The sequence below is a fragment of the Streptomyces sp. NPDC059957 genome, assembly GCF_042730015.1.
Lineage (GTDB): Bacteria > Actinomycetota > Actinomycetes > Streptomycetales > Streptomycetaceae > Streptomyces.
In genome coordinates this window covers 229,862-255,426 of sequence record NZ_JBHWMB010000002.1, presented here as the reverse complement: position 1 = coordinate 255,426, position 25,565 = coordinate 229,862, and the positions used below count along the sequence as shown (strand labels likewise).

The 25,565-nt window shown below is 74.0% G+C and carries 17 protein-coding genes; 10 read left to right on the top strand and 7 right to left on the bottom strand.

The window, feature by feature from the left end:
• The first annotated feature begins 21 nt into the window (after nucleotides 1–21).
• From ACFWBW_RS02625 to ACFWBW_RS02605, 5 genes are all read left to right on the top strand, one after another.
• The gene (locus ACFWBW_RS02625) at nucleotides 22–528 is read left to right on the top strand and encodes a DinB family protein (RefSeq protein WP_385367662.1); all 507 of its coding nucleotides are present in this window, start codon (nucleotides 22–24) and stop codon (nucleotides 526–528) included.
• A gap of 105 nt (nucleotides 529–633) precedes the next feature.
• Nucleotides 634–1,593, top strand: a complete 960-nt coding sequence (locus tag ACFWBW_RS02620; RefSeq protein WP_385367661.1) for an oxidoreductase — start codon at nucleotides 634–636, stop codon at nucleotides 1,591–1,593.
• A gap of 84 nt (nucleotides 1,594–1,677) precedes the next feature.
• Nucleotides 1,678–3,270, top strand: a complete 1,593-nt coding sequence (locus tag ACFWBW_RS02615; protein WP_385367660.1) for an esterase/lipase family protein — start codon at nucleotides 1,678–1,680, stop codon at nucleotides 3,268–3,270.
• A 175-nt stretch (nucleotides 3,271–3,445) separates the two neighbouring features.
• Nucleotides 3,446–4,918: an FAD-dependent oxidoreductase gene (locus tag ACFWBW_RS02610; protein WP_385367659.1), complete on the top strand. Its 1,473-nt coding sequence runs from the start codon at nucleotides 3,446–3,448 to the stop codon at nucleotides 4,916–4,918.
• Between the two features lie 209 nt (nucleotides 4,919–5,127).
• On the top strand, nucleotides 5,128–5,505 hold the full coding sequence (locus ACFWBW_RS02605; protein ID WP_385367658.1) for a VOC family protein: 378 nt from the start codon (nucleotides 5,128–5,130) through the stop codon (nucleotides 5,503–5,505).
• Between the two features lie 39 nt (nucleotides 5,506–5,544).
• On the opposite strand, the gene ACFWBW_RS02600 is transcribed toward ACFWBW_RS02605, so the two are convergent.
• Complete coding sequence (locus ACFWBW_RS02600; RefSeq protein WP_385367657.1) at nucleotides 5,545–7,872, bottom strand: immune inhibitor A domain-containing protein; 2,328 nt, start codon at nucleotides 7,870–7,872, stop codon at nucleotides 5,545–5,547.
• A gap of 313 nt (nucleotides 7,873–8,185) precedes the next feature.
• Between ACFWBW_RS02600 and ACFWBW_RS02595 the strand changes: the two genes are divergently transcribed.
• From ACFWBW_RS02595 to ACFWBW_RS02580, 4 genes are all read left to right on the top strand, one after another.
• Nucleotides 8,186–9,451, top strand: coding sequence for a hypothetical protein (locus ACFWBW_RS02595; protein WP_385367656.1), 1,266 nt, complete (start codon nucleotides 8,186–8,188; stop codon nucleotides 9,449–9,451).
• A complete protein-coding gene (locus ACFWBW_RS02590) occupies nucleotides 9,448–11,688 on the top strand; it encodes a hypothetical protein (RefSeq protein WP_385367655.1) in 2,241 nt (746 codons plus the stop codon). The genes ACFWBW_RS02595 and ACFWBW_RS02590 overlap by 4 nt, the downstream gene beginning before the upstream one ends.
• Before the next feature lie 123 nt (nucleotides 11,689–11,811).
• Nucleotides 11,812–12,894 (top strand): AAA family ATPase, encoded by a 1,083-nt coding sequence (locus tag ACFWBW_RS02585; protein WP_385367654.1) that lies wholly within the window; start codon nucleotides 11,812–11,814, stop codon nucleotides 12,892–12,894.
• Nucleotides 12,891–16,592, top strand: coding sequence for an SAV_2336 N-terminal domain-related protein (locus tag ACFWBW_RS02580; RefSeq protein ID WP_385367653.1), 3,702 nt, complete (start codon nucleotides 12,891–12,893; stop codon nucleotides 16,590–16,592). Before ACFWBW_RS02585 ends, ACFWBW_RS02580 begins: the two co-directional genes overlap by 4 nt.
• Before the next feature lies 1 nt (nucleotide 16,593).
• Here ACFWBW_RS02580 and ACFWBW_RS02575 read toward each other — a convergent pair whose 3' ends face one another.
• The 5 genes from ACFWBW_RS02575 to ACFWBW_RS02555 all read right to left on the bottom strand — a co-directional run bounded on the left by ACFWBW_RS02575 (nucleotide 16,594) and on the right by ACFWBW_RS02555 (nucleotide 21,529).
• The gene (locus tag ACFWBW_RS02575) at nucleotides 16,594–17,358 is read right to left on the bottom strand and encodes a class I SAM-dependent methyltransferase (protein WP_385367652.1); all 765 of its coding nucleotides are present in this window, start codon (nucleotides 17,356–17,358) and stop codon (nucleotides 16,594–16,596) included.
• A gap of 130 nt (nucleotides 17,359–17,488) precedes the next feature.
• Entirely contained in the window at nucleotides 17,489–18,271 is a 783-nt protein-coding gene (locus tag ACFWBW_RS02570; protein WP_385367651.1) for a hypothetical protein, read from the bottom strand.
• Nucleotides 18,271–19,533, bottom strand: a complete 1,263-nt coding sequence (locus ACFWBW_RS02565; protein WP_385367650.1) for a VWA domain-containing protein — start codon at nucleotides 19,531–19,533, stop codon at nucleotides 18,271–18,273. The genes ACFWBW_RS02570 and ACFWBW_RS02565 overlap by 1 nt, the downstream gene beginning before the upstream one ends.
• A gap of 344 nt (nucleotides 19,534–19,877) precedes the next feature.
• Nucleotides 19,878–20,795: a hypothetical protein gene (locus ACFWBW_RS02560; protein WP_385367649.1), complete on the bottom strand. Its 918-nt coding sequence runs from the start codon at nucleotides 20,793–20,795 to the stop codon at nucleotides 19,878–19,880.
• Entirely contained in the window at nucleotides 20,792–21,529 is a 738-nt protein-coding gene (locus ACFWBW_RS02555; RefSeq protein ID WP_385367648.1) for an RNA polymerase sigma factor, read from the bottom strand. The genes ACFWBW_RS02560 and ACFWBW_RS02555 overlap by 4 nt, the downstream gene beginning before the upstream one ends.
• Before the next feature lie 369 nt (nucleotides 21,530–21,898).
• Here ACFWBW_RS02555 and ACFWBW_RS02550 point away from each other — a divergent pair, with 369 nt between their 5' ends.
• Nucleotides 21,899–22,945, top strand: a complete 1,047-nt coding sequence (locus ACFWBW_RS02550; RefSeq protein ID WP_385367647.1) for a M4 family metallopeptidase — start codon at nucleotides 21,899–21,901, stop codon at nucleotides 22,943–22,945.
• Between the two features lie 75 nt (nucleotides 22,946–23,020).
• Here the strand turns inward: ACFWBW_RS02550 and ACFWBW_RS02545 are convergent, their stop codons facing one another.
• Nucleotides 23,021–25,549 (bottom strand): protein kinase, encoded by a 2,529-nt coding sequence (locus ACFWBW_RS02545; protein WP_385367646.1) that lies wholly within the window; start codon nucleotides 25,547–25,549, stop codon nucleotides 23,021–23,023.
• Nucleotides 25,550–25,565 lie beyond the last annotated feature (16 nt).

The window sequence follows — 25,565 nt, the reverse complement described above, 5'->3', positions numbered from 1 at the left end:
TGATCAGGGACGCTTCGCGCGATGACGAGAATCAACGACACGCCGCCCGCGTGGGACGAGCGCACCCAGCTCACCACGTTCCTGGACTACACCCGTGCCACCGCCCGCGCCAAGTGCGACGGCGTCTCGGCGGAGAACGCCCGCAAGGCGCTCCTGCCGGGCTCGCCGCTGATGACCATGAGCGGAGTGATCAACCACCTCCGCTGGGTCGAGTACTACTGGTTCCAGGTGGTCTTCCTCGGCGAGGAGGACCTGGGCCCCTGGACCGATGAGGACCCCGACCGCGAGATGCGCATTGCGGTCGATTTCCCGCTCGCGCAGCTGGTCGACGAATACGCCGAACAGAGCGCCCGTTACCGCGAACTGGTCGCCGGGAACAGCCTGGACAAGCAGGCCCAGCGAGCCATCCGTGACGGCCTCCACGTCGACCTGCGCTGGATCCTCCTCCACCTCACCGAGGAGACGGCCCGCCACAACGGCCACCTGGACATCCTGCGCGAGATGCTCGACGGCACGACCGGCAGCTAGGGATCGCACCTCGTCCCCGAGGCCCGGAAGGTCCGGCGGCCGTACGTCGGGAGTAGGGTGCGGGGGCCGGTGGGCCGTGGGGCTGCCGGGACGGGAGGAGCTGCCATGGCGGGCTGGAAGGCGAGCCGGATGCCGGATCAGAGCGGGCGTGCGGCCATCGTCACCGGAGGCAACAGCGGGATCGGCTACGCCGCCGCCAGGGAGCTCGCCCGCCGCGGCGCCGCGGTGGTGCTGGCCTGCCGGAGTGCGGCCAGGGGGCGGGCCGCCGAGGTGGCCCTGCGGGGTGAAGTACCCGGCGCGGACGTGGAGTTCATGGCCGTGGATCTCGCCGACCTCGCCTCCGTGCGGGAGTTCGCGGCCGCGTACGGGCGGCGCCGGAACGGCAGCCTCGACCTGCTCGTCAACAACGCCGGCGTGATGGCGCTGCCGTACGGCCGGACCGCCGACGGCTTCGAGACGCAGTTCGGGGTCAACCACCTCGGCCACTTCGCTCTCACCGGGCTTCTGCTGCCCAGGCTCCTCGACGCCCCGCCCGGGGCCCGGATCGTCAACCTCTCCAGCAGTTTCCACGCCCTCGGGGACGTGGCGCACGACGATCTGAACAGCCGGCGCGATTACCGGCGTTGGATCGCCTACGGCCGCTCCAAGAGTGCGAACCTGCTCTTCACCCACGAGCTCGCCCGCCGCCTGGCGGCCGCCGGATCCGAGGTCGTCGCGGCCGCCGCCCACCCCGGCTACGCCGCCACCAACCTGCACGTCGGGGCGACCCCGCAGGCGGGGGTCACACTCACCTCGCGGTTCACCGCCGCCGCCTCCGCCCTCGGGAACGCGATCGGCAACACCGTCATCGCGCAGTCCGCCGCCTCCGGCGCGCTGCCCACCCTGTACGCGGCCACCGCGCCCGGGGTCCTGCCCGACGAGTTCATCGGGCCGCGGCTCGGCTGGCGCGGTGCACCCGTCCGCTCCCGGCGGGCGAAATGGACCCTGGACGACAAGTCCGGCGAACGGCTCTGGGGTGCCTCCGAAAAGCTCACCGGAGTCTCGTACACGTCTCTATCGCGCTGAATCCCCGAGGGCTAACTTGCTACTCGCCAGTCACTTCAGGCTGCCGAGTCCGAGTCGCGTCACGCCTCATCCCCTGGGAGAGCCATGCGCAGATCCGCCCTGCCCGTGCCCCTGTTGTTCCCGATGCTCGTCGCCCTGGCCGCGGCCCTCGCCGCGACGCTGGTATCCGCTCTGCTCACCGCCCCGACGGCACGCGCCGCCGGGAGCGCCGACCGCGCGGAGCGGCGTACGCCCGTCGTTCTCGTCCACGGGTTCGGGGACACCGCGGCCTCCCTCGACGGGCTGGAGGACCATCTGCACGCCCAGGGGTGGCTCTCCAGCGACCTCGCCGAATTCGGCTACGACTGGGCCGCCACCAACGACGCCAACGCCGCCCGCTTCGGAGCCTTCCTCACCGAACGGTTCGGCAGCCGTCCCGTCAACGTGGTCGCACACAGCATGGGCTCGCTGCTGACCCGCAAGTACCTCAAGGACGGCGGGAGTTCCCGGGTCCGCGCCTGGGTCTCGCTCGGCGGACCCAATCACGGGGCGGGGGACGCCGCACCCTGCGGCCCCTTCGCCACCTTCTGCGACATCCACGCGGCCTCGCTCGCCGACATGACCCCCGCCAGCCCCTTCCTGAACTCCCTCAACGCGGGAGACGAAACCCCGGGCGCCACCCGCTACACCACCTTCAGCTCCACCTGCGACCAGCAGATCCCGCCCGGCGACAGCCGCGCCCCGCGCTCCACCGAACTGGCCGGAGCCGTCAACCACGTCCTGCCGGTGGGTGACAGCGGCTGCCCCTCGCACTACGGACTGCTCGGCAACGACTGGGTCCGACGGCAGATCGTCGCCGAGTTCTCCAAGGATCCGGTCGGTCAAGTGGAGCTGAAGACCGGTCCGTTCCGGATCACCGTCGACTCGGCCCGGTTCACCTCCAGCGGCGAGAGCGGTCCCGAGCTCTACGACGGGCTCACCCTGACCACCGACGGGACGGCCCGTTCGCTCTGGCACCGCGACCGGTCCGGCGCCACCGCCTTCCCCGACCACGACCCCTGGTTCGGGCTCGACGATTCCACCCGGAGCCAGGTCTTCAGCGGCCGGGCCACCCTCACCGCCTACCTCGTCGACGCCGACTACAGCGCCGGGAACAACGACGACGTGATGGCCGCCGGCCGCGTCCACTGGGACTCCGCGCTCGGCTTCGGCCGGTTCACCGCCAAGATGGCCGGCGTGGACGGCGGCGAGGCCTCCGTCACCTACACCGTCACCCCGGTGCAGGGCGTCCCCGCCTGCCGGGTCCGCGTGGACCAGGCGGAGCTGACCTACTTCGACGACGGTACGACCCGCCCCGCGCTCTACGGGGACATCGCGGTCCGGACCGGTGACGGTGCCCGCACCGCCGTGTGGTCGCGCTCCGGCTCGGACCCGTCGACCTTCCCCAACCAGGGCAACCGCACCAACCCCGACCCGTACTTCTACCAGCGGGTCGGCTCGGGGACCACGTACGGGCCCGGCCCGTTCGAGATCGGCGTCTTCCTCTGGGACTACGACGCCTCCTCGGCCGACGACCTGGTCGCCCGGGGCACCGTGGCCTGGGATCCGTACACCGATCAGCCGGGTACCCGTACCAGCGAGTTCCGCGGGGACGACGGAGGGCACGTGAAGGTCACCTGGACCGTCCTCTGCCCCTGATCCGGCGGAGATCCCGACGGGGTCGGGAGGGGTCCAAAGGAAGGCCGAGAGGGGGGCCGGGCGGGGGTCCGGGTGGGGGCGCGCCCCGGTATGAGCCCGTCCGCCCCCGTCGAGCCTCCGGGCGCCCTGTCCGGGCCCTGACCAGGCCGCCCCGTCTGCAGTCACACTCGTCGGCATGGACGACGACACGACGGACAACCACCTACGTACCGCCGGCCCGCGGACCGATGCGCAGGCCGATCCCCGCGCCGAGGACCGTGCCGAGGGCCATGCCGTGGTCCTCGGCGCGGGCATGGCCGGGCTGCTGGCAGCGCGGGTGCTCGCGATGCGGTTCTCCCGGGTCACCCTGATCGAACGGGACGAACTGCCGGAGGGCGAGCCGGTGTTCCGGCCCGGGATACCCCAGTCCCGGCACGCGCACATCCTGTGGTCGCGGGGTGCGGAGCTGATCGAGCTCATGTTGCCGGGCATCACCGACAAGCTGGTGGCGGCGGGGGCGGGCCTCTTCGACTCGCCGCGCGACTTCCTCTGGCTCAGCCCGGCCGACTGGTTCGGGCCGGTGTCCGGGGCCAGAGTGCTGCTCGCGAGCCGGGAGTTGCTCGACTCGACGGTGCGCGCGGAAGTGCTCCGCAACGCACGCGTCCGGGTCCGGGCCGGAGCGACCGCCACCGGGCTCGTGGCCGGGCCGGACGGCCGTACGGTGACCGGCGTGGAACTGCGCGGCGGCGAGCGGCTGGCCGCACGCCTCGTGGTCGACGCGACCGGCCGTGCCTCCAAGGCCCCCGCCTGGCTCGCGGCGCTCGGCCACCCGGTTCCGGCGGTGACCCGCTACGACTCCCATCTCGGGTACTCCAGCCGCTACTTCGAGATCCCGGACGATCCGGGCCGGCGCTGGCAGGGCATGTACGTCCAGGGGAGGCCCGAGCTCCCGCGCGGCGGGGTGCTGATGCCGCTGGACGGGAAGCGCTGGCTGGTGACCCTCGTGGGCAACGGCGAACACGCCCCGCCCGTACGGGAGGAGGAGTTCCTGCCGTTCGCCCGGAGCCTGCGCAGTCCGGCCCTGTACGACGCCATCCGGGACGCGGTCCCGCTGTCCTCGCCTACCGCCTTCCGGAACACGATGAACGAATGGCGGCACTACGAGCGACTGGAGCGCTGGCCGGCCGGGTTCGTGGTCCTCGGAGACGCCGCCTGCCGGGTCAATCCCGTGTACGGGCACGGGATGACGGTCGCGGCGCTCGCTGCGGAGGCCCTGGCCAAGGAGATCCGCACCCTGGACCCGGAACAGATCGCCGCGGCCTCCCACCGGATCCAGCGCCGCACCCTCGCGGCGGCCGCGGTGCCCTGGCAGATCGCCACCAGTGAGGACATGCGGTACGCGGTGACGGAGGGGCCGCCGCCGGACCGGGCCACGCGGATCCTGCAGCGCTACATGTCCCGGGTGATGGCGGGGGCCAACGCCGACCAGGCGATCGCCTCCCGCTTCTTCGGCGTGCTGTCGCTGACCAGCCCGCCGAGCACCCTGCTCGACCCCGTCACGATGCTCCGCGTCCTGTCCAAGCGGCACCTCCCGGCGGCCCCGGATTCCACCGCCTACCCGGCCCACCACGGCCCGCCGGCGGAGCGGGGCGCACGCCGGAACGCGTAGGGCGTGGTCTCCGGGGTTTTTCCCTCCCCCCCCCCCAACCCACCCCCCCCCCCCCCTTTGTTCCCCCCGCGCCCTCCCTTTTTTTCTTCCCCCCCCCCTCCCACCCCCACCGTGGCCCCGGGGGGGGGGGGGGGGAAGGGGGGAGATGTGGGGGTTTCTCCTGGGCCTCGCCCCCGGCCCGATCCGAGGACACGCCCTAGGATCGGTGCGTGATCGCCGAGATGCAGTGCGTGGTGCTGGACTGCCCCGACCCGGCCGCGCTGGCCGCGTTCTACCAACGCCTGACCGGAGGTGAGGTCAACCGTCCCGACCGGCGCTGGGCGACCGACGCGACCTGGGCCACCCTGCACCTCCCGGCCGGCCAGGTCCTCGCCTTCCAGTACGCCGAGGATCACCGGCCGCCCCGCTGGCCGGACCCGGCCCGGTCCCAGCAGCTCCACCTGGACTTCGCCGTCGCGGACCTGGACGCGGCCCATGCGGAGGTCATGTCCTGCGGTGCGGCGCTGCTGGACGGGGACCGGGCCGGGGAGGGCTGGCGGGTCTACGCCGACCCGGCCGGGCACCCCTTCTGTCTGGTGCGCCACTGACCGGCGGCCCCGCCGCCCCCCGCCTTCAGCTGCGGCAGGTCACTTCGACGGGCTGAGCTGCACCGTCGTCAGGGCCCCGCCCGCGGCCTCCTTCACCACCGTGAGCCGGGTCCCGGTGTCCGGCACCTTGACTCCGAGCTGCGGCAGTCCCGCGTTCCAGTACGACCCGTGGCGGTCGTCGAAGACCGGTACGCCGCTCCGGGCCGGGATCACGGTCGGTGCGCCCGCCTTGTGCAGGACGATCCGGTCGCTCTTCCCCAGGGAGAAGGTGGCGTCGAAGGTCTGCGCACGCGCGTTGAGCAGCGTGCCGTCCGCGTGGGCCAGCGGCTCCGGGCGGGAGTCGACGGGCAGCAGCATGCCGCCGCCGGGGTGCGCCTTGGTGGTGTTGTCGCTGTACGCCGTGTCCCAGAGCCAGATCAGCACGCCCTGCTGATACGGGTAGAACTCCACCTTGTCGCCCGTGAAGCCGAAGTTGTACGGCCCCGTCCTCAGCAGGCTGCCGTAGCCGGTGTAGCGGCGGTTCTCCACGAAGTACGCGCGCGGGTGCTGCTCGCTGCCCGTGCGGCCCTCCGTACGCGACCACTTGACCGCGGTCCAGCCGTTGGCGCCCTGCTCCGCCCCGTCGCGCAGCAGCTCCCGGTCGTCGGCGCCCGCCGTGACGCGGATGTCGTCGAAGGTGACGCCCTTGCCGTGGGTGTTGCTGTCCGAGGTGACGCGCAGCCTCAACTGAACGGAGGTGCCCGCGAATCGGGTCAGCGGGACCGAGAGCCGAGTCCAGCCGGCCGAGGTGCCGGAGATCCCCTTCGCGCCGATCGGCGTGGCGTCCACCGTGCCCGGCAGCGCCGTCCAGGCGGCCCCGCCGTCCGTGGAGGCCTCCACCGTCAGGTAGTCGAAGTCCTGCTCGATGTCGTACCAGACGCGGGCGTCCAGGCGGGCCGCCGTCCCGGCCGCGATCCCCGAGAGGTCGACCGTGCGCGACAGCGTGTTGTCCATGAAGTCACCCGTGCCGCTCCACCACTGGCCGGCGCCCTCGTACGGGTCCACCAGCTCGGTCTTGGTCGAAGACGGCGCCAGGTGCACCAACAGGGCTTGCGGATCCTCGGTGTTGTACCCGGACACTCCGAGCGTCGCCCGCGTCGTGCGGCCCGCGTCGGCCTCCGTGTACTGGAGCCAGCCCAGCTGCAGCTTGCTCCAGGGGTCGAGGTCGCCCGGGAACTCGCCCGTGGAGTTGCGCCCCTTGCCCAGGTAGGAAGCGGAAGACATCAGCGACCAGAAGTTGACGCTGTTGTCCCCGTCAGAGCTGTACAGGTCCGGCAGGCCCAGATCGTGCCCGAACTCGTGCGCGAAGAGCCCCGCGCCGCTGTTCTCCCCGCCGGTCAGGTAGTCCCCGGCCCAGATGCCGGTGTCACCGACCGGGGTGCCGCCGGCCTTGTTGCCCTCCGGGCCCGCGCTGCCGGCCTGGTTCCAGTAGGCGAACCAGCGGTGCGCCCACACGGCGTCCTTGCCCTGCGTGCCGCCGCCCCAGGTCTGGTCCTTGCCCGCGTGGACGACGACGAGGTGGTCGAGGTACCCGTCCGGCTCGTCGAAGTTGCCGTCGTGGTCGGCGTCGTAGCGGTCCCACACGTCGTACTCGGCGAGCTGCGCCTTGATCTGCTCGGGCGTACGGCCCTTCGCCCGCTCGGACTTGTACCAGGAGTCGGTGGCGTCCCGGATCATGTCCCAGTTGGTCCGGCACTGGCCGGACTCGGAGCAGTTGTCCGTGCCGTAACGGGCTTCGTTCCAGGGCAGTTTGACCCAGTCGGTCACCATGCCGTCCATGTCGTACCGGCCGGAGGACTGGAGCCGGTAGTAGGCGCGCAGGGATGCGGACTGCGGGTCGGTGGAGAAGAACTGCTTCTGGTAGAAGGACCGGTCGAAGTCCTTGCGCCACAGGGTGTGGTTGTCGTCCGCGGCCGGCTTGCCGATGGTGTTGTGCGCCGGGCCCGGGGTGCCGCCGAAGCGCGGCTTGCCCTCGAACTGGGTGGTGTCGTCCACCTGGTCGCCGAACTCGGCGAGGATCACGAAGACCTTGTCCTTGCGCTCCCGGGCCAGTTCGACGTACCGCTTGCCGACCTTGGCCAGGCGCGGCAGCGTGCCGTCCGCCTCGGCGCGCAGGCCGCCGGGACGGCCGGCGGCCACCTCTTCGAGGGCCTGGCGGCGCAGGGCCTGGCGCTGCAGCTCCAGGGGTGCGGGCGGCGGGGCGGCCCGATCGGCCTGCTGCTGCCCGGCGGGCGTCGGGGGCGGGGTCGGGGGTGCGGTGGCGGCGAGCGCGGGGGCGGCGAGGAGGGCGAGGGATATCGCCGCTCCCACCGCAGCGAGTCTGCGCAACGTAGCTGACCTTTCTGGAGGTTCCGGTCGGTCGGGTTGGCCGGAGCGGGAGTAATATTTCACATGTGACAGGTGATTGATAGGGGCCGGGTCTGCGGTGGGGAAGCGGCTGAGCGGGGACGGGCCTGCGGCGGGGGATGCCTGAATGCGGCCGGGCCTGCGGTGGAGAAGCGGCCGGGGGTGGGCGGCTGGTCGGCGGGGGCGGTTCGGCGCGGGCCCCGGGTACTGCGAACTCGACGTTCCGAGGGCCCCGTTCGCCGCGCGGCGCTATCGTGCCGAGCGGGGGACGACTGTGCGAGGGGGCGGAGCCGCGATGCGATTTCTGTTTGTGCACGGCACGGGGGTGCGACGCGAGCGGCACGACCAGCTCTTCGCCCTGGTCCGGGACCGGCTGACCGCCCGGTTCCCCGGGGCGGCCGTCGACTCCTGCTTCTGGGGGGAGCGGTACGGGGCCACCCTGAGCGCCCAGGGCCGTTCCGTGCCCGGACTGAGTGCTCCCGGCGCGGCCGTCGGCCCGGACGAGGAGGAGATCGCGGAGTGGGGGCTGCTGGTCGCCGACCCGCTCTGCGAGCTGCGGGTACTGGCGGAAGCCGGCTGGGACACCGGAGCCGGCGGCGGCCCCGACGGGGATCTCGACGACGGCCCCGATGACGACGGCTTCGCCATGCCCGGCGTGCAGTCCGCGGGCGAACGCGTCCTGGAGCTGCTCGCCGAGGTCTCCGGGGTCCCCGACGGCGGCGAACAGGCCGCGTTACTGCTCGGGACCGGCCTCGCCGCCGGATTCCCTGCCGCCCTGAAGACCGTCTCCCGTTCCGCCGAGGCCGCCCGCGCCGGGGCCCGCGCCGCCGGCCAGCCGCAGGCCCGGGAACTGGCCAAGGCCCTGGCCCGAGCGGTGACCGCCGCCGCACTCGCCTCGGCCGGAGCCGAGGCCGACTGCACCGGAGCCGAACGCGACCGCCTCGTCGAGCTGATCACCACCCGCCTCGGCGGCGGTGCCCGGGTCCCCGGAGCCCGCGCCGCCGCCGTCCTCGGCCGGCTCGCCCTGCGCGTCACCACCCAGCCGCTGCTCAACGCCTGGCGCGGCTCCCTCACCGTCGGGGCCACCCCCGCCCTCGGCGACATCCTGCGCTACCAGGCCCGGGGCGCGGACCTCCGCGCGTTCCTGCACGAGCGGATCACCGCCGAGCCGGGGCCGACCGTACTCATCGGCCACAGTCTCGGCGGCATCGCCCTGGTGGACCTCCTCGCCCTGGCGGCGGCCCGCGGCGAGCCGGTGCCCGGAGTCGAACTGCTCGTCACCGTCGGCTCGCAGGCACCCTTCCTCTACGAACTCGGCGCGCTCGCCGGGATCGTGCCGGGCACCAGGCTCCCGTACGCCTTCCCGCGCTGGCTCAACGTCTACGACCGCCAGGACGTGCTCTCCTACCTCGCCGAGCCCGTCTTCCCCGGCGACCCGCGCGTCAGCGACCAGGAGATCGGCAGCCGCCAGCCCTTCCCCGCCTGCCACAGCGCCTACTGGAAACAGGACTCCCTCTACGCACGCATCGAACAGGCGGTGGCCGAAGCGGAGATCGGGTGAACCCCCTCGGCTCCCTGCCCCCCGACCTCGGGCCGCGCACCTTCGCGCTCGTCGCCGGGGTCGAGAGCTACGACGTCAGCCGCCACTGGAACCTGCGCGGCCCGGCCCGCGACGCCCTGCGGTTCGCACGCTGGCTGACCGGACCGGGAGGGGTGCCGCCGGGCCACGTACGGCTGTTGCTGTCGCCGCTCGACGACCCGGACGCGCTCGACTGGTCGGCCTCCGCCGGCCTGGAGGCCCTGCGCACCGCGCACCGCCCGGCGACCGAGGCGAACGTGAAATCGGTGCTGTTCGACGAACTCCCCGCGTGCGACGGAGATCTGCTCGTGATCTTCTGGGCCGGACACGGCTACACGGAACCGCGCCGCGGCGAACTGATGCTGCCTTCCGCGGACGCCACGCCCGGCCAGATCCGCCACCTCAACCTCGACTCCGCGCTGCGCTGGTGGCGCACCAACCTCGTCAAGCGCGAACTCTTCCGGTACCAGGCCACCCTGGTGGACGCCTGCCGGGTCGACGCGCCCCGCGACGCCCGGTGGAACTTCGGCAGCAGCGACTACGGCGGCGGCGCGACCGTCCCCGGACGGCGCCAGTTCCGGCTGTACGCCTCCCGCGAGGGCGAGGCCGCGAAGAACGACGCCGAGCGCGGCGCGGGCCGCTTCACCGAGGAACTCCTCGCCGAACTCGGTGAACGCCCTCTGCTCGAGGCCGTCTCCGGGCTCGCCGACACCGCCCGCTCCATCCACCGCACCTTCCTGGGCCTGCGCGACCGCGGGGAGGGCTGGCAGCTCCCGCAGTTCGTCGTGGACCGCGACTGGGACGCCTCCTCCTTCCTCGACTTCCCCGACGACGGGCGCCCCGGGCTCGCGCCGCCGAGCGCGGGCCGCCTCGACCAGGTCGCCTGGGACGGGCTCGGCGAGCTCTTCGAGGACCGCGACCTGCCGCGCTGCGCCTACGAGGCGTACCTGTGGGCGTTCAAGGCGGCCGGCTGCGCGGCCCCCGTCCGGGGCGGCCTGCCCGGCGACACCCTGCTGGAAGTGGTCCAGGACCTCGACGAACGGCACGGCGGGCCGGGCGGGATGCCGCTCCCGGTGCCCTTCGTACGGTTCCTCGGAGAACAGGGCGCGCCGGGCGACGAGCGATGGGCTGCCCGGCTGTGCGACTGGGTGCGCGCCACCCGCGAACGCCTCGCCCTGCCCGCGCTGCCGCCGCCGCCCCCGCCCCCGCGCAGGACGGCCCTGCACGTGCGGTTGGAGACGCCGCCGGGCGGGGAGGACGGGTTCCTCGCCCGGATGTGGCTGCGCCGGGAGGCGACCGAGCACATCTGGGAATCGGAGGGGGAGCCGGTGCGGCTGGAGGCGGTACGGGACGCACTCGTACGGCAACTCGTGGCGGCCTCGCGGGTGTCGGGAGCCGAGGCGGAGGCGTGGCGGCTCTCCGGCGCGGTGGAGCGGATCGAGTTCCACGTGCCGTACGAGCTGCTCGACCTGGACTTCGACCAGTGGCCGGTCCCGCGCGGCCCGGGCAGGCGGACCCGGCCCCTCGGGGTGCTGTACCAGGTGGTGGTGCGCTGTCCGCAGGAGCGGGAGTACACCGGCGCCGAATGGCGCGGCAAATGGCGTTGGCTGTGGGCCCAGGGCGGCCGGCACCCGCAAGCGGTCCGGGTGGTGGCCGACGCGGACGCGGGCGACGGGCTCGGCATGGAACTGGGCGCGGGACCGGCGCCCGCGTGCGTAGTGGCGCACACCCGGGCCGGGGCGCGGACGGCGGCGGTGGTGGAGGCGGTACTGGAGGGCGGCGTCCCGGTGGCCCTCTGGCACCGGGGTCCCGCTCCGGCGGGCACAGACCGTACCGGGGCGGCGCGGGCCGGGGCGGCGCGGGCCGGCTCCGGCCGGGCCGGAGGACCGGGGGCAGCGCAGGCGGCTCCGGGCGGCTCCACGTACACCGGGACGGGCCGGGCGGGAGGCACCGGGGACACCGGGGGCGCCGGTCAGGGCGGGGCTGCAGGCGACCTGCTCGATCTGCTGGTGCCGGCCGGCGAGGACGGGTGGCCGCCCGACCCCGGCGCACTCGACGTGCTCGCGCTGCCCGCCCGCGTGCGCGCGGTGCGCCGGGCGGCGGCCGTCGCGGACGCGGGCGCCCCCGGCGGCGACCGCCGACAGCCGCCGGGGGGAGACCGGTTGGTCCTCCTGTGGGACGATCCCGACGACACCCTCACCCTCCGGTCCCTGGCTTGAACCCGCTCCCGATGCCGCCGACCCTGACCCCCACCCCGGACCCGGGTCCCGTGCCCGCTCCCGACTTCGCATCCGCACCGATCCCGATGACCGCTCGCGGCGAGACGGCCCGAGACACCGACGATGGAGGCAGAGGCTGTGGTGAAGGACTGGTGGCTTTACCAAGGGACCGGCGAGGCCGCCGAGCGCCGGGCCAGGCTGGAGGCCGGACCGCCACCGCCCTGGCGCGATTTCAAGGGCGTCCCCGACCCGGGGTACGCGCCCCCGGGGCGCGAGGGGCCGGCCTGGGAGCGCACCTGGCGGCGCGGCGAGGGCTACGTACCCGACGAGCTGGAGAAGGACGTGGTCAACACGGCCCTGCACCTGCGCCGGCCACTGCTGATCACCGGCAAGCCGGGCGTCGGCAAGTCCACGCTCGCCTCCAGCATCGCAGCCGACCTCGGCCTGGGGCCGGTCCTGCACTGGCCGGTCACCAGCCGCACCGTCCTGCGCGACGGCCTGTACCTGTACGACGCGATCGGCCGGCTCCAGGAGGCTGGGCTGGAGCAGTTGCGCACACCCGGCGCCGCGCCGTCCGCGGCCCGCGGGCCGGTTCCCGCCCCGGCCGACGGCGGTCCGTCCATCGCCCGCTACCTGCGCCTCGGGCCCCTCGGCACGGCCCTCCTGCCCCAGGACCGCCCCCGCGTCCTGCTCGTGGACGAGATCGACAAGAGCGACATCGACCTCCCCGGAGACCTCCTCACCGTCTTCGAGGACGGCGGCTTCGTCATTCCCGAACTCGCCCGGCTCGTCAAGGAGGCCCCCACCGTCGCCATCGGCACCGACGACGACACGGAGGAGGTCGTCCGGATCTCCCAAGGCCGCGTCCAGTGCCGGTACTTCCCCATCGTCGTCCTCACCAGCAACGGCGAACGCGATTTCCCGCCCGCCTTCCTGCGCCGCTGCGTCCGGCTCCACCTCGACCCGCCGGGGCCCGACAAGCTCGCCCGCATCGTGCGCGGCCGGCTCGGCGTCGACATCGAGAACAGCGACGAGTACCGCGATCTCGTCCAGAGCTTCCTGGAACGCGCCGAGGACGGCGACCTCGCCACCGACCAGCTCCTCAACGCCATCCAGCTCCGCCTGGCCGGAGCCTGGTCCGCCCCCGGCGATCGCGACCGCTTCCTCGCCACCGTCATGCACCACCTGACCGGGCCCTCCGCGTGATCGAGAAGATCCTCGCCGCCCTGGCCGAGGGCGCCGAGGACAACGGCCCGCGCCCCGGGGTCGGAGCCGAGGAGATCGCCGACATCCTGTGGCTCGCGACCCGGGTCGACGCGGCCGCCCTCCGCCCGGAGCCTCCCGGGGCACACCCGGCGGCCGGACCCGAACCGGCCTCCGACGGACCGGAGGTACCCGCCAAGGCGCGCGGCGGCGCCGTCGAACCGGGCGTCCAGTACTTCCCCGCGACCGCGACCGCGACCGCGACGGCGACTGAGACCGCGACCGCGACCGCACCCGACGGCCCCGCGGGCCCCGGCGCGGACCGGGCCGAAGCTGGCGGCCCCGGCGCGCCCGTGCCGCCCGCGCGCCGCGGCACCGCCGTGCGGCTGCCGCGCGCCGCCTCCCTCGACGACCCGCTCGCCCTGATGCGCGCCCTGCGCCCGATCGGCCGCCGCGGCATCGGCGGCCCGGGAGAGGAGCTGGACGAACAGCTCACCGTCGAGCGAAGCATCGAGCGGATGGTGCTCACCCCGGTCCTGCGCCCCGCCGAGAGCCGTTGGCTGGACGTGGCCCTGGTCGTCGACTCCCACCACTCGATGCTGCTCTGGTCCGACCTGGTGGAGGAGTTGCGCGGGCTCCTCACCCGCAGCGGGGTCTTCCGCGACGTACGGACCTGGCGGCTCACGGGCACCGGTCCCGGCGGCGTCCCCAAGGTCGCGCACCACCGCGACAGCCCGCCCCGCAACCCCCTGGAGCTGGTCGACCCGGCGGGCCGGCGGCTGATCCTGGTGCTCTCCGACACGGTCGCCGGCGGGTGGCGCGAAGCGCCCCTGCGCGGCGTGTTCAGGCAGTGGTCGGCGCACAACGCCGTGGCCGTGCTGAACGTCCTGCCCGAGCGGCTCTGGACGCGCGGGGCGGTCCGGCCGGTCCCCTTCGCCGTCCGCGCGGACCGGCCGGCGGCGGCCACCCGCTCCTGGCAGCGGGTCCCGATCGCCCGGCGGGCCCGCGGCGGCGGGGCGGTGGTCCCGGTGGTCGGCATCGCCTCCGGGAGCCTGGCCCGGCTGGTGCGGGTGGTGTCCGGCGACGGCCGCTGGCGGCGGCTCGCATGCCTGCGCCTCGACGCGGAACCCGCGCGCGAGGCCCCGTACGGGACACCCGGGGCCCTGAAGTTCCACCCGGACCCCCTGGAGGCGGTGGAGCGCTTCCGCGCGAGCGCCTCGCCGACGGCCCAGCGCCTCGCCGACCACCTGGCCGCCGTACCGCTCACCCTGCCCGTGATGACCCTCGTACGCCGCTCCCTGCTGCGGGAGTCCGCCCACGGCCACCTCGCGGAAGTGGCCCTGGGCGGGCTGCTCGCCCCCTGGGACGGCGAACAGGACCCCGACACCGCCCAGTTCGAGTTCCTGCCGGGCGTACGGGAGGCCCTGCTCGGATCACAGCTGCGCGGCGACGTGGCCGCCGTACGGGAACTGGTGCGGCGGCGCGTGTGGGAGTACATGTCCCACAAGCGCGGCACCGGCCGGGACTTCACGGCGATCCGCCACGGGCCCCGGGGCGTGGGGCGCCGTGAACTGGCTCCGGATGCCATGCCGTTCGCCCTTGCCGCCGGGCCGGTGTCGGGACTGGCCGACCGGGTCGTGCGGGTCCGCTTCGAGTCACCGCGGGAGCCGCAGGCGGTGGGCGTGCTGTTGTCGCCCCGGCTGGTCCTGACGGTCGGCGAGTCGGCGCAGACCCAGCGGACGAGCGCCACCGCATGGGTCCGGGTCGAGGAGCAGGAGTTCCTCTGCCACCAGGCCTGGGGGGACGGGGCGGCGCCCCAGGTGCTGCTGCTGGTTTCCGACGTGGACCTGATCGACCCGGCGGGCTGGACGGAGCCGGCCTGGGCAGAGGGGTTCGCGGCCCCGGGGGAGCACCTGATCGTGGACGGCGCGACCGACCAGGGCGAGGCGGTGGCACTGACCGGCGAGGTCCTCCCGTACGAGGGGGAGCGCAACGGGGAGCTCGTCCGGCTCTCCGCCGAGCCCGAGGTCTGGACCCACTACGCGGGCTCGCCGGTCTCCCGCGACGGCCTCCTGGCGGGCATCGTGCACACGGTGATGACGGACCGGATGGTGTTCCTCACCGGGCAGGCGCTGCTGGAGCAGCCCGGATTCCATGCGGTGGTGGCGGCGCACGCACGCGCCACGGGCGCGGACTCCGGCATCTGCCTGGCGGTCCGGCCCGAGGGGCAGATCGACTTCGGGGGAGCGTCGGAGCGCCTCGATCTCTTCACGATGCTGAAGGCGGACACCGGCTTGCTCGGGACGCCGACCATGGAGCAGGGGGCCCTGCTGCTCACGGCGCCGAATCCGGGAGCCCTGCGGAAGGCGGGGCTGTTGCTGTCCGCGCTGCCCGGGGCCTTCTCGCGGCTGGCCAGGGGCACCGGTGAATGGGAGATCTCCCTGGGGGTGGCCGTGGCGCGCGGCGGATTCACGGTCGACGAGGACGGGGTGCACGGGCCGGCGGCAGACGAGGCCTTGGCTCTGCTCTACGGCGAGGAGTTCATGCGGCGGCTGAACCGGCCCGACGCCAGGGGGCGGATCATCCTGGTGAAGGGTGAATCGATGCTCGGCGTGGGCGGGCTGGAGAACCTTGCCGTCGAGCGGCTGGAGCGGGGGCCGGGGGCGGAGCGGCAACCGCAGGGGTGGATCCTTTCCGACGGCGCCGCGGAGGTCGGGCGGGCGCTGGTCGATGCCGAGCTGAGGAGCCACGCGCCGGCCGTCGGCTGGCCGCGCTGCGGGTACGGCGGCACGCGGGCGGATCCGGGCGGGTGCATCGGCATCCGGCTGCCGGGCCGCCTGCGCTGTCTCGCCCACGTGGCGGCGGTGGAACGGTCCGAGTACCTCGATGCGCTCCGACCGGGCTCGGACGTGGACCTGCGGGGCACGACCTTCAGCGACGAGCTGCTCGGCCACCTGCTGCTCGCGCTGCGGGAGCCCGGGGTGGGACAGGTGAGGGTGGGGCCCGCGCTCTTCGACCGGGCTCGCTTCACCGGCGACTGGGCCACGCCCGGCGGTGGGTTCGAAGGCGGGGCCTCCTTCGACTTGGCGGTCTTCGAAGGACGGGCAGGCTTCGACACGGTCCACTTCAAGGGGAGCGCCTCCTTCGGGCGGACCGATTTCCGGCGCGGCGCGACCTTCGACGCGGCCGTGTTCGACCGCGAAGCACGGTTCGCCAAAGCCGACTTCAACGGCGACGCAGGATTCACGGAGGCCGTGTTCGCCCAGGATCTCGACATGACCGGGGCCGAGGTGTGGGACAAGGCGCTGATGGATCGGATGCGCGTGCGGGGGGTCGCGGACCTCGCGCACGCGGTCTTCCACGGCCACAGCACCTGGCAGCGGACCACCTTCCAGGGGCCCGCCGTCTTCGCATCGACCGTGTGCGGCTCCGGCGCGGTGTTCGACCAGGCCCGCTTCGAGACCCGGGCGTCCTTCGACCACGCCACCTTCGCCGGGACGGCGTTCTTCAAAGGCACGCTCTTCGCGGACCGGGTGACCTTCGCCGCGACCGACTTCGCGGATCACGGGGAGTTCATGAACACGACCTTCGCCGACCGCACGGGGCTGCCCGCCGCGTGGCGGCCGCTCCTGCCGCCGTCGGGCGCCGCGACGTTCACGCTGGGCGGAGCCCACGGAGGTTCCGGCGTGTCGCAGCCCTGAGCTACCCGCTCCGCCGGAGCAGGAAGAACAGGCTGGGCCCGAAGTTGAGGGCGGCCAGCGGGCTCTGGATGCGCTGCTCGACCGCCAGCAGGCGGTCCTCGCCGACGCTGCGCTTGAGCCGGCCGCTGCGCATGTTGGACACGGACAGCTTGTCCTCGACCCGCAGTCCGGCGTCCGCGAACTGCCGCACGACGGTGTCGGGATGGTGGTTGACGAAGGGGATGCTGCCCTCGGCCACCTTCTCGGCGGAACGGATGTCCACGGGCCCGCGCGGGACGCCGCGCAGCCGCTTCGCGTAGCGCAGCTTGTTCAGCATGTGCGCGGAGTTGGCCACCTCGATCAGGGCGCTTCCGCCGGGCTTCAGTACGCGCGCGATCTCGCGCAGCGTGGGGCCGGGGTCGGGCAGGTGGTGCATGACGCGGATCATCGAGACGAGATCGGCCGAGCCGTCGTCCAGCGCGAGGTGGCCGGGGCGCATGTGGTGCGCGGTGATCCCGGGCCGGTCGGCCAGCAGCCGCCCGGCGATGGCCACGTGCTTGGCGCTCGGGTCGAACATCATGACCCGGTCCGCGTACTCCTTGAGGACCGGGCTCAACCGGCCGAACCCGCCGCCCACTTCGCAGGCGAGCCCGTAACGGCGGCCGCCGATGAGCCGTTTGACCGCGGCTATCTCCGCCGCGTGTTCGTAGTCGCGCCCCTGCCAGTAGGCGACGTAGTCCTCCGACTCGTCGTCGTACTGATCGGCCCGTGTTTCACCGTTGTCCATGTGCATCCCCCCGGTGTGCGTGTGTGGCGCATCATCTCGGCGGGTTCCGGGGGGAGGCAACGGCTCCGGTGTGTGGATACTGCACGGATTCCCGGGTGCGGGGCCCGACGGCCCCGCACCCGGGCCGGGATCAGGCGGTGGGCGGCACCCGTACCGGGCGGCCCGCGCCGCGGGTCAGGCGGTGGCCGCCGATGCCCGCGAGGGCGGCGAGCAGGCCGCCGGCCGCCGTCCAGAGCCAGCGGTCCGACCACCAGGTGCCCGACCAGCCGTCGGCCGGTGCGACGCCGGACGCCGTGCCGGCGCCGGGGACGAGCGGCGCGGCCAGGGCGTTGTCGGCGGCGTAGGCGCCGCCGACGTCCCTGGCCTCGGCCCGCAGGCGGGCCCGTACGGGCTGGCCGAGGTCCTCCTGCGCGAGGTCGGTGACCGTGAGCCGGACGTAATAGGCCCCCGACAGCGGGTCGTTGGCCCACTGGTCGGCGCCCGAGCGGACCGGGCGCAGGGTGCAGGTGAGGTCGACGGTCGCGGCGTCCTTGGCGGCCGTACCGGTCTGCGTGCCGTACATGCAGGGCTGGCGGCGGCGCAGACCGTCGTACACGTCGAGCTGCCACGTGGAGGCGGAGTGCCGGCCGGCCGCGGCGGGCAGGGTGACCGAGGCGCGCACGGTGGCGCGCTGGCCCGAGTCCAGAGGGAGCACCCAGTAGAGGTAGTCGCCGGTGGAGGCGTCGGCCGTGGCCTCCTGGTCCAACTGGAGCGGGGTGGCGGTACGGAAGGCCGTGCCGGCCTCGGTCGGACCCTCCCCGGAGCCGCTCGGGCTCGGCGACGGCGAGGCCGCCACCCCGAGCAGGCCGCCGCCGACGAGGAGGGCGGCGGTCAGCGCGCGTCGCACGCTTCGATCACGTCTCAGGGCACTCATCAGTTGGTCCTCCAGACCGCGATACGCCAGCGGGAGACCCAGCCCCACACCAGTCCGGCGAGGAAGCCGGTGAGCGCCAGTGCGCCGAGCAGCCACCAGCCGCGCCCGAGGCCGAACGAGGCCACGTCGGAGGCCCCGTCCGGGCCGTCCACCACGTCGATGGTCAGCTCGACCGGCATGCCCGGGGTCGTCTTGACCGAGGCGGGCGCAGAGAAGGAGTTGCTGACCTGGAGGCACACGGTCTCGGCCGGCTCCTCGTCGTCGGCGCTCCCGGCCTTGGGATAGCGCAGCCCGGACGAGATCAGGTCGGTCCGACCGTCACCGGCCTCCTGGCCGCGTACGATCTCCCGGCCGCTCTGCGTCGTGGCGCGCAGCAGCACGCCGTAGTCGTTGTTCACGGCGCGGTCGGCCCCGATGCTGACCGAGGCCCGCAGTTCCTGGCCCGGTGCCACGGAGACCCGGTACCAGCGGTGCTGCGCGAAGCTCTCGCGGTCGCTGTAGAGACCGGGCTTCAACTCCGGTGCTCCGGCGCACTGCTCGGCGCCGTCGGTGGCCACCGGATTGACCACCGGCGTGGCCGCCCGGCCCACCAACTGCCGCACTCTGCCTGAGAGTTCGGCTGTGTGCTGCACGGAGGTGTAAGTGCCGCCGGTGGCTTCGGCGATGCAGATCAGCTGGTCGCGGGTCTTGGCGTCGGGGACGAGCCCGAGCGTGTCGATGACCAGGTGGATCCCCTTGGCCGCGATGTCCCGTGCCACTTCGCAGGGGTCGAGCGGGGCGCAGGTGTCCTCGCCGTCGGTGATGAGCACGATCCGCCGGGTGGCGTCGCCGCCCTTCAGGTCCTCGGCCGCCCCCAACAGCGCCGGTCCGATGGGAGTCCACCCGGTGGGGGCCAGTGTGGCCACCGCGGTCTTGGCCTCGGTACGGTCCAGGGGGCCCACCGGGTAGAGCTGCTTGGTGTCCTTGCAGCCGAGGTTCTTGTCGGGGCCGGGGTAGTTGGCGCCCAGGGTCCGTATGCCCAGCTGCACTTCGTCGGGCACGGCGTCCAGTACCTCGTTGAACGCCTGTTTCGCGGCGGACATCCGGGTCTGCCCGTCGATGTCCCGCGCGCGCATCGAGCCGCTGACGTCCAGCACCAACTCGACCTTGGGAGCTTCCTTCGCCACCGGTTCACCGGCGGCGGCACCTGACGGGAACAACCCGGCAGCGAGGGCGACGAACAGGCCGCACGCACTGGCCCTCGCCCATCTTCTAGTGATCATCGCCGGATCGTATTGAGATTCCCCGCACCCGCCAAACCGAGCACCTGTTCCCGGCCCGGTCCGGGAGCGTACGGCCGTACGCCGACGGTGACCGGCCGCGCTCATCCCGACCAGGGCGCGAGCCAGGGAGTGGCGGCTTCGGAGGACGGGGCCGGTGCCGGCCAGGGCGCGGCAGTGGGCACGGGCGCGTACGCGGCGTGCGGATACGGTTCCGGTTCTGCCGTGGAACCCGGGGGTCGGTGCATCGGTGGACAGCCTCTACAGGTGGTGGACGGGACCGGGCGGGGGTGCTTACGGACGCGGGGGACGCCCCGCACTCCGCCGGACCGGTATTCCGTCCGGGGTCAGGGGTTCGCTCCTGGGGGGCGTCCGGTCGGGACGCCCCGGCGGGGCGGGGACGGGACGGTGCCAGGGTGGCCCGGCGGACGGGTGCCGGGTCGGTGCTCTCCCGCGCTCGGCCCCGGGGTGACGGGACGCCGGCTCGGATCGGGCTTGCCGGGATGCGTGGGCTTGCCGCCCCGCGGGTCGCGCGTCGGTGTGGCGGCCGGGGCGGAGCCGCTCGGTTCCGGCTCGCCGCTCCGGACGGGAGCGCAGTAGTCCGGAACGCCGGACCGGCCGCCCGCCGCGGCGACCAGCGGGGCGAACCGCTGCTCGTCCAGGACCTCTTCGGGGCGGGGGCCAGGGGCGCGGGTGAAGGCCCGGCACAGCTCGGCCAGGTCGGCGGGGACCGCCGCGGACGAGCGGCCGGACGCCGCGGGGGGCGGCGCGGCCGCGACCAGGGTGCCGGGCGTGGGGGAGGCGGCCGGGCGGTCGTGCCGGGGGGCGCCGCCGAGGACGGTGGGGAGGTTGCCGGTGCCGGCCGCGACGGCCACACCGCCGAGGGCGGCCGCCAGTACGGCGACTGCGACCTTCGCGCCGAGGAGCGTCGCCGGGGTGAGCAACGACCGCCCCGGGGAGGCCGGGACGGGAACGGCTACGGAGACGGGTAGGGAGACGGGTACGGAGACGGCCGAGGGGGCGAGGCGGGCGGCCCGGAACATGGCGAGGGCTTGCGGCTCGCCGGACAGTTCGCTCCTCCCCGCCGGAGCGGCGGCGGCGGAGAGCAGGTCCGCGAGGGCCTCGTGACGGTCCGAGGCGCCGGGCAAATCCGCCAACTCGAATGTTTCGGACGCACCCTGCGTGCCCGAGGGCTGCGGCCGGGCGCCGGCGAGCAACTGCTCGGCCGTGGCGCGGTCGATCCGGCGGGATCGGTGGGTGCTCATTTCGTGCCCTTCAGCGTCGGAGCCGTAGTCGGTGTCACTCCTGGGGCAGAAGTTCTTTCGGACAGCCCCGGATCGACCGGTTCACCCGGTATGTCCCCGCTCTTCGCGACTCCGTCGACTCCGTCGACTCCGTCGACTGCCGTGACCTCCGCGGCTCCGGCGACCTCCACGGCTCCCGTGACCTCAGCGACTCCCGCGACCCCGGCCCCCTGCTGTTCGAGGAGCTTGGCGAGCTTGCGCAGCCCGCGGTGCGATGCCATGCGTACCGCCCCGGCCCGTTTCCCCAGCACCCGCGCGGCGCCGGCCGCGTCCAGGTCCATGACCACCCGCAGGAGCACGGCCTCGGCCTGATCGCGGGGCAGGAGGGAGATCAGGGCGAGCGCCGCACCGGTCCCCATCGTGGTCAGCGCGGCCCCCTCGGTGTCCTCCGCGGCCGGCCGGTCGTGCAGGTACTCGACCGGTACGCTCACGGCCGGCCTGCGCCGACGCCGCCGCAACAGGTCCATGGCCCGGTTGCGGCCGATCGTCGACACCCAGCCGCGGAACCCGTCGAAGTCCCCGGTGAACGAGCCGAGGTCCCGGGATATCTGGAGCCAGGACTCGGAAGCCACGTCCTCCGCGTCCTCGCCGACCAGGACGGTCAGGTAGCGCAGGAGTACGGGCTGCACCGCGCGGAACAGCGCCTGGAAGGCCGCCTCGTCCCCCTGCTGCGCCGCCCGGACTGCGTCCGTCATGTCTCCCGGTGCGCCCCGGGTCCACGGGGCATCCCGGGTCCCCGGTATGCCCGCTCCGCCGTCGGCTCCGCCGAACTCCTCCGCACTGTGCACGCGGGACATCATGCGCCACCCGGGCCCGAGGGCTCACCCCGACCGACGGCCGGGCCGTCGCCCGGCCTTCGCCCCGGCCGCCGCCCCGGCTGTCGTACCGGCCGCCGCCCCGGCTGTCGTACCGGCCGTTGCCCCGGCCGTCGTCGCGCGGAGACCCCGCAGCTCAGTTGCTTCGCCCCGGGGCTGGTCAAACGCGGGGATGTTGAGCAAAGATCGCGTCCGCACCTCACCGCGCACGTTCTTCCGGCACCACGCGTCCCTCACAGGAGGATGTCCATGCCCCGCCGTACCTCCCGCGGCCGTACCGCTGCCGTGATCGCGTCCCTGACCCTGCTGGGCCTGGCCGTACCGGCCGCGGCCGAGGCCTCGGCGCCCGCGCCCGGCCTGCCCCAGGGCCGCGTCTTCATGGTGAACCCCGTCCAGTCCACCGGTGACCAGACGCTCGTCGACGCCAAGGACTCGGCCGGCGCCGTACCCGACTCCGCCTACGCCTCGGTGGCGCTCCGCAACCTGGACGGCAGCGGGGGCCTTTCCGGCCGGTGGGCGTACATCCGGTCGGAGACCGGCGCACCCGCGGCCGTCCGGGACGCCGGCCGCTACACCCGCGCCGACGACCAGTTCGAGCAGGTCATGGCCTACTTCTGGATCAACGAGGCGCAGGAGTACCTGCAAGGCCTCGGCTTCGGCAGCGAACTGGCCGGGGTCAACGACCGCGCCCAGCCCGTCCGCATCAACCAGTGGGGCGCCGACAACTCCTTCTTCACCGACAAGAAGCCCGAGATCCGCTTCGGCAAGGGCGGCGTCGACGACGCCGAGGACGCGGAGGTCATCGTCCACGAGTACGGGCACGCGGTGCACCACGCGCAGGTCCCCGGCTTCGGCACCTCCCCGGAGGCCGGGGCGATAGGCGAGGCCTTCGGCGACTACCTGGCCGTCTCGGTCGGCGACCACGCCGCCGCTGCCCGCGGCTGGCCGCGCGGGACGGACCCCGCGTGCGTGGCCGACTGGGATTCGGTCGGCTACAGCGCGGCCCCGCACTGCCTGCGCCGCATCGACGGGAACAAGGTCTACGCGGACCGCACCGGCGAGGTGCACGCGGACGGCGAGATCTGGTCCCGTGCCCTCCTCGACATCCGCGGGGCCCTGGGCGCGAGGACGGCCGACCGCATCATCGTCAACGCACAGTTCGACTTCGCACCCGACACCAGCTTCCGGGACGCGGCGCTCGCCACGATCGCCACCGCCCGCAGCATGTACGGGCCGGCCGCCGCGGACGCGGTCCGGAGGGCGTTCAGGGACCGCCAGATCCCCGGCATCGGCTAGGTCGTCCCGGGAGCGGGGAGCGGGGAGCGGGGCCGCTGACAGTGGACGGCTCCGGTGCCCTGCGCAGAACAGGCCCTAGACCGGGGTGGGTTCGATGGAGGACCAGCCCTTGGCGGTCGGGGTGAAGACGATGCCGCCCACCACCAGGAAGCCGGACGGGCCGTCCGTCCCGGGGCGGACGCCGCCCGGGACGGTGAACCGGGCCGTCTGCTTGCGGGAGGCCAGGTCGATGACCACGCCCGAGGTGCGGCACCGTACGTACGCCAGCCCGTCGGTCACCACCACCGCGTTCGCGGCCTCCGGGCGTTCCGGGTCGGTGCACTCCTTCGCCAGCGGGATCCGCCAAACGGCGCCGCCGGACTCCTGGTTGAGTTCCATGAAGCCCGGTTCGCCGCCCGCGGCGGTCGCCATCAGGTAGACCTTGTCCCCGGCCGCGGCAGGCCCGGACAGGGTCGTTCCGGCGTACGGGAGGTCCGCGCTCCGCAGATGAGCCGGCTCGCCGCGCAGCACGCCCGCCCCGTTCTCCTTGCTGCACAGGAACACGGTCGCCTCGTACAAATCCCTGGCCAGCGTCAGTCCGCGGGTCTCGCAGGTCCCGGGCATCGCGAAGCGGGTGCCGTCCTGGGGGGTCCCGAACGGGAGCTTCTTGCCCGTGGCCCCGTCGAGGGCGGTCACGAAGGTCTGGAACCCCATGTCGGCCTTCTGGGTGCGTCCTTGTACGTACACCCGGTCCCCGTCGACCCGCAGCGCCGGGTAGCCGTCCTCGGATCCGGAGACCTCCTGCTGCCACAGGAGCTTGCCGTACCGGGTCTCCAGGGCGGTGACCGTGCCGGACGCGGAGACCGCGAACACCCGGCTGCCGGCCGCGTCCAGCACCGCCCGCTTCAGCTTCTCCTTGGTGGGGAACTTCCAGCGGGGGATGCCCTCGTCGAGGTCCAGCGCGGTGAACCCCTTGCTGCCGGGCACGATCACCGTGTGGGTTCCGGTGGCCGTCCCGGGGACCACCAGCGGGGCCTGCCCGTCCACGACGTCTTCCAGCAGCTGTCCCCACAGCGTCTCGCCGGTCGCCGCGTCGAAGCGGCTGAGGCCGTCGCCCGAAGAGCCCCTGTCGGTGCACACCAGCGAGGAGTCCGCGTACACGCAGGCCCCCATGTCCGAACCGCCGTCCCAGGCCCGCCACCCGGCGGGGCGCCGGGCGGGGGAGTCCGCGTAGGCGCGGCTGCCGCCCGGGCTGCCGCCGTCGGTGGCCAGGTACGGGGCGAGGGTTCCGGTGACCGTCGGCCGGGAGGGCGTACGCGTGGCGGCGCCGGAGGGGCCGGGGGTCACGGAGGGCCCGGCGGACGACGCGGGGGCCTTGGCGTCGTCCCGCGCGCCGCCGTCCCGCGGGGCGAATCCGAAGTAGTACCCGCCGCCGACCAGCAGCGAAGCCACGAGTACCCCGGTGAGCAGGGCGCGTCGGCGCGGTCCGGACATCCGCCGGGGCCGCAGGGCCGCCGGGTCTCCGGCGGGGCCGGTCGGGGGCCCCGACGGCCGGGTGAGCGGCCCGCCGGTGTCCCCGGTCCCCTCCCGGGACGCGGCGGTCGGCCCCGCAGGGCCTCCGGTGCCGTCTGCGTCTGCGTCTGCATCTGTGTCTGTGTCTGTACGTGCGTCAGCGCCGGCGTCGGCGCCGTCCCTGTCGGCACTCGCCCCCGGCTCCGCTTCATCGCCGGCCCGCGAGCCGGTCCAGGTCCCGGCTCCGAGGGGTTTACGGTCCTCCCCAACCGGATCCCCGTCCTCGCGGAGCGGGTTCTCCCAGTCGGCCGCCGGGATCCGGGCCAGCGCGGCCAACAGCTCGTCCGGTCCCGGCCGGGCGGCCGCCTCCTTGGCCAGGCAGGCCCCGACCACGGCCCGTAGCGAATCGGCCAGCCCCGCGATGTCCGGTGCCTCCGAGACCACGCGGTAGGCCGTCATGTAGTGGGACTCCGCGTCGAAGGGCCCCCGCCCGGTCGTCGCGAACGCCAGTACCGACCCCAGTGAGAACACGTCCGAGGAGGCCCGCACCCGCGCCGGGGCCGACAACTGCTCCGGTGACATGTACGGCGGAGTCCCCAGGATCTGGCCGGTCGAGGTCAGCGTCTGCTGGCCCGCCGCCCGGGAGATCCCGAAGTCGATGACCCGCGGCCCGTCGTCCGTCAGCATGACGTTGTCGGGCTTCAGGTCGCGGTGGATCACCCCGGTGGTGTGCAGCTCGCGCAGCGCCTCCACCAGTCCCAGCGCGAGCACGCGCAGCGCGCTCCCGCGCAGCGGCCCGTCCGCCTTCACCCGCGCGCCCAGGGTCCACCCCGGCACCAGCTGGGTGGCCATCCAGGGCCGTTCCGCGTCCGGGTCGGCGTCCACGACCGCGGCGGTGAAGGCACCGCTCACCCGCCGGGCGGCCGCCACCTCCTGCCGGAACCGGGTCCGGAACTCCGGGTCGTCCGCGAACTGCTGGTGCACCAGCTTCACCGCGACGAGCCGCCCGGAAGCGGCCCGCCCCGAGTACACCGTCCCCATCCCGCCGGAACCCAGCCGGGCGATCAGGACATACCCGCCGATCGCGCGCGGATCCCCGTCCCGCAGTGTCATGTCCCGCCCCACCCCA

Bases quoted from the DNA above. Each gene is read 5' to 3' on its own strand.
- ACFWBW_RS02610 (WP_385367659.1), top strand. From the start codon at position 3,446: ATGGACGACGACACGACGGACAACCACCTACGTACCGCCGGCCCGCGG.
- ACFWBW_RS02560 (WP_385367649.1), bottom strand. From the start codon at position 20,795: ATGAGCACCCACCGATCCCGCCGGATCGACCGCGCCACGGCCGAGCAG.
- ACFWBW_RS02575 (WP_385367652.1), bottom strand. From the start codon at position 17,358: ATGGACAACGGTGAAACACGGGCCGATCAGTACGACGACGAGTCGGAG.
- ACFWBW_RS02545 (WP_385367646.1), bottom strand. From the start codon at position 25,549: ATGACACTGCGGGACGGGGATCCGCGCGCGATCGGCGGGTATGTCCTG.
- ACFWBW_RS02550 (WP_385367647.1), top strand. From the start codon at position 21,899: ATGCCCCGCCGTACCTCCCGCGGCCGTACCGCTGCCGTGATCGCGTCC.
- ACFWBW_RS02625 (WP_385367662.1), top strand. From the start codon at position 22: ATGACGAGAATCAACGACACGCCGCCCGCGTGGGACGAGCGCACCCAG.
- ACFWBW_RS02595 (WP_385367656.1), top strand. From the start codon at position 8,186: ATGCGATTTCTGTTTGTGCACGGCACGGGGGTGCGACGCGAGCGGCAC.
- ACFWBW_RS02615 (WP_385367660.1), top strand. From the start codon at position 1,678: ATGCGCAGATCCGCCCTGCCCGTGCCCCTGTTGTTCCCGATGCTCGTC.
- ACFWBW_RS02570 (WP_385367651.1), bottom strand. From the start codon at position 18,271: ATGAGTGCCCTGAGACGTGATCGAAGCGTGCGACGCGCGCTGACCGCC.
- ACFWBW_RS02585 (WP_385367654.1), top strand. From the start codon at position 11,812: ATGGAGGCAGAGGCTGTGGTGAAGGACTGGTGGCTTTACCAAGGGACC.
- ACFWBW_RS02565 (WP_385367650.1), bottom strand. From the start codon at position 19,533: ATGATCACTAGAAGATGGGCGAGGGCCAGTGCGTGCGGCCTGTTCGTC.
- ACFWBW_RS02620 (WP_385367661.1), top strand. From the start codon at position 634: ATGGCGGGCTGGAAGGCGAGCCGGATGCCGGATCAGAGCGGGCGTGCG.
- ACFWBW_RS02555 (WP_385367648.1), bottom strand. From the start codon at position 21,529: ATGACGGACGCAGTCCGGGCGGCGCAGCAGGGGGACGAGGCGGCCTTC.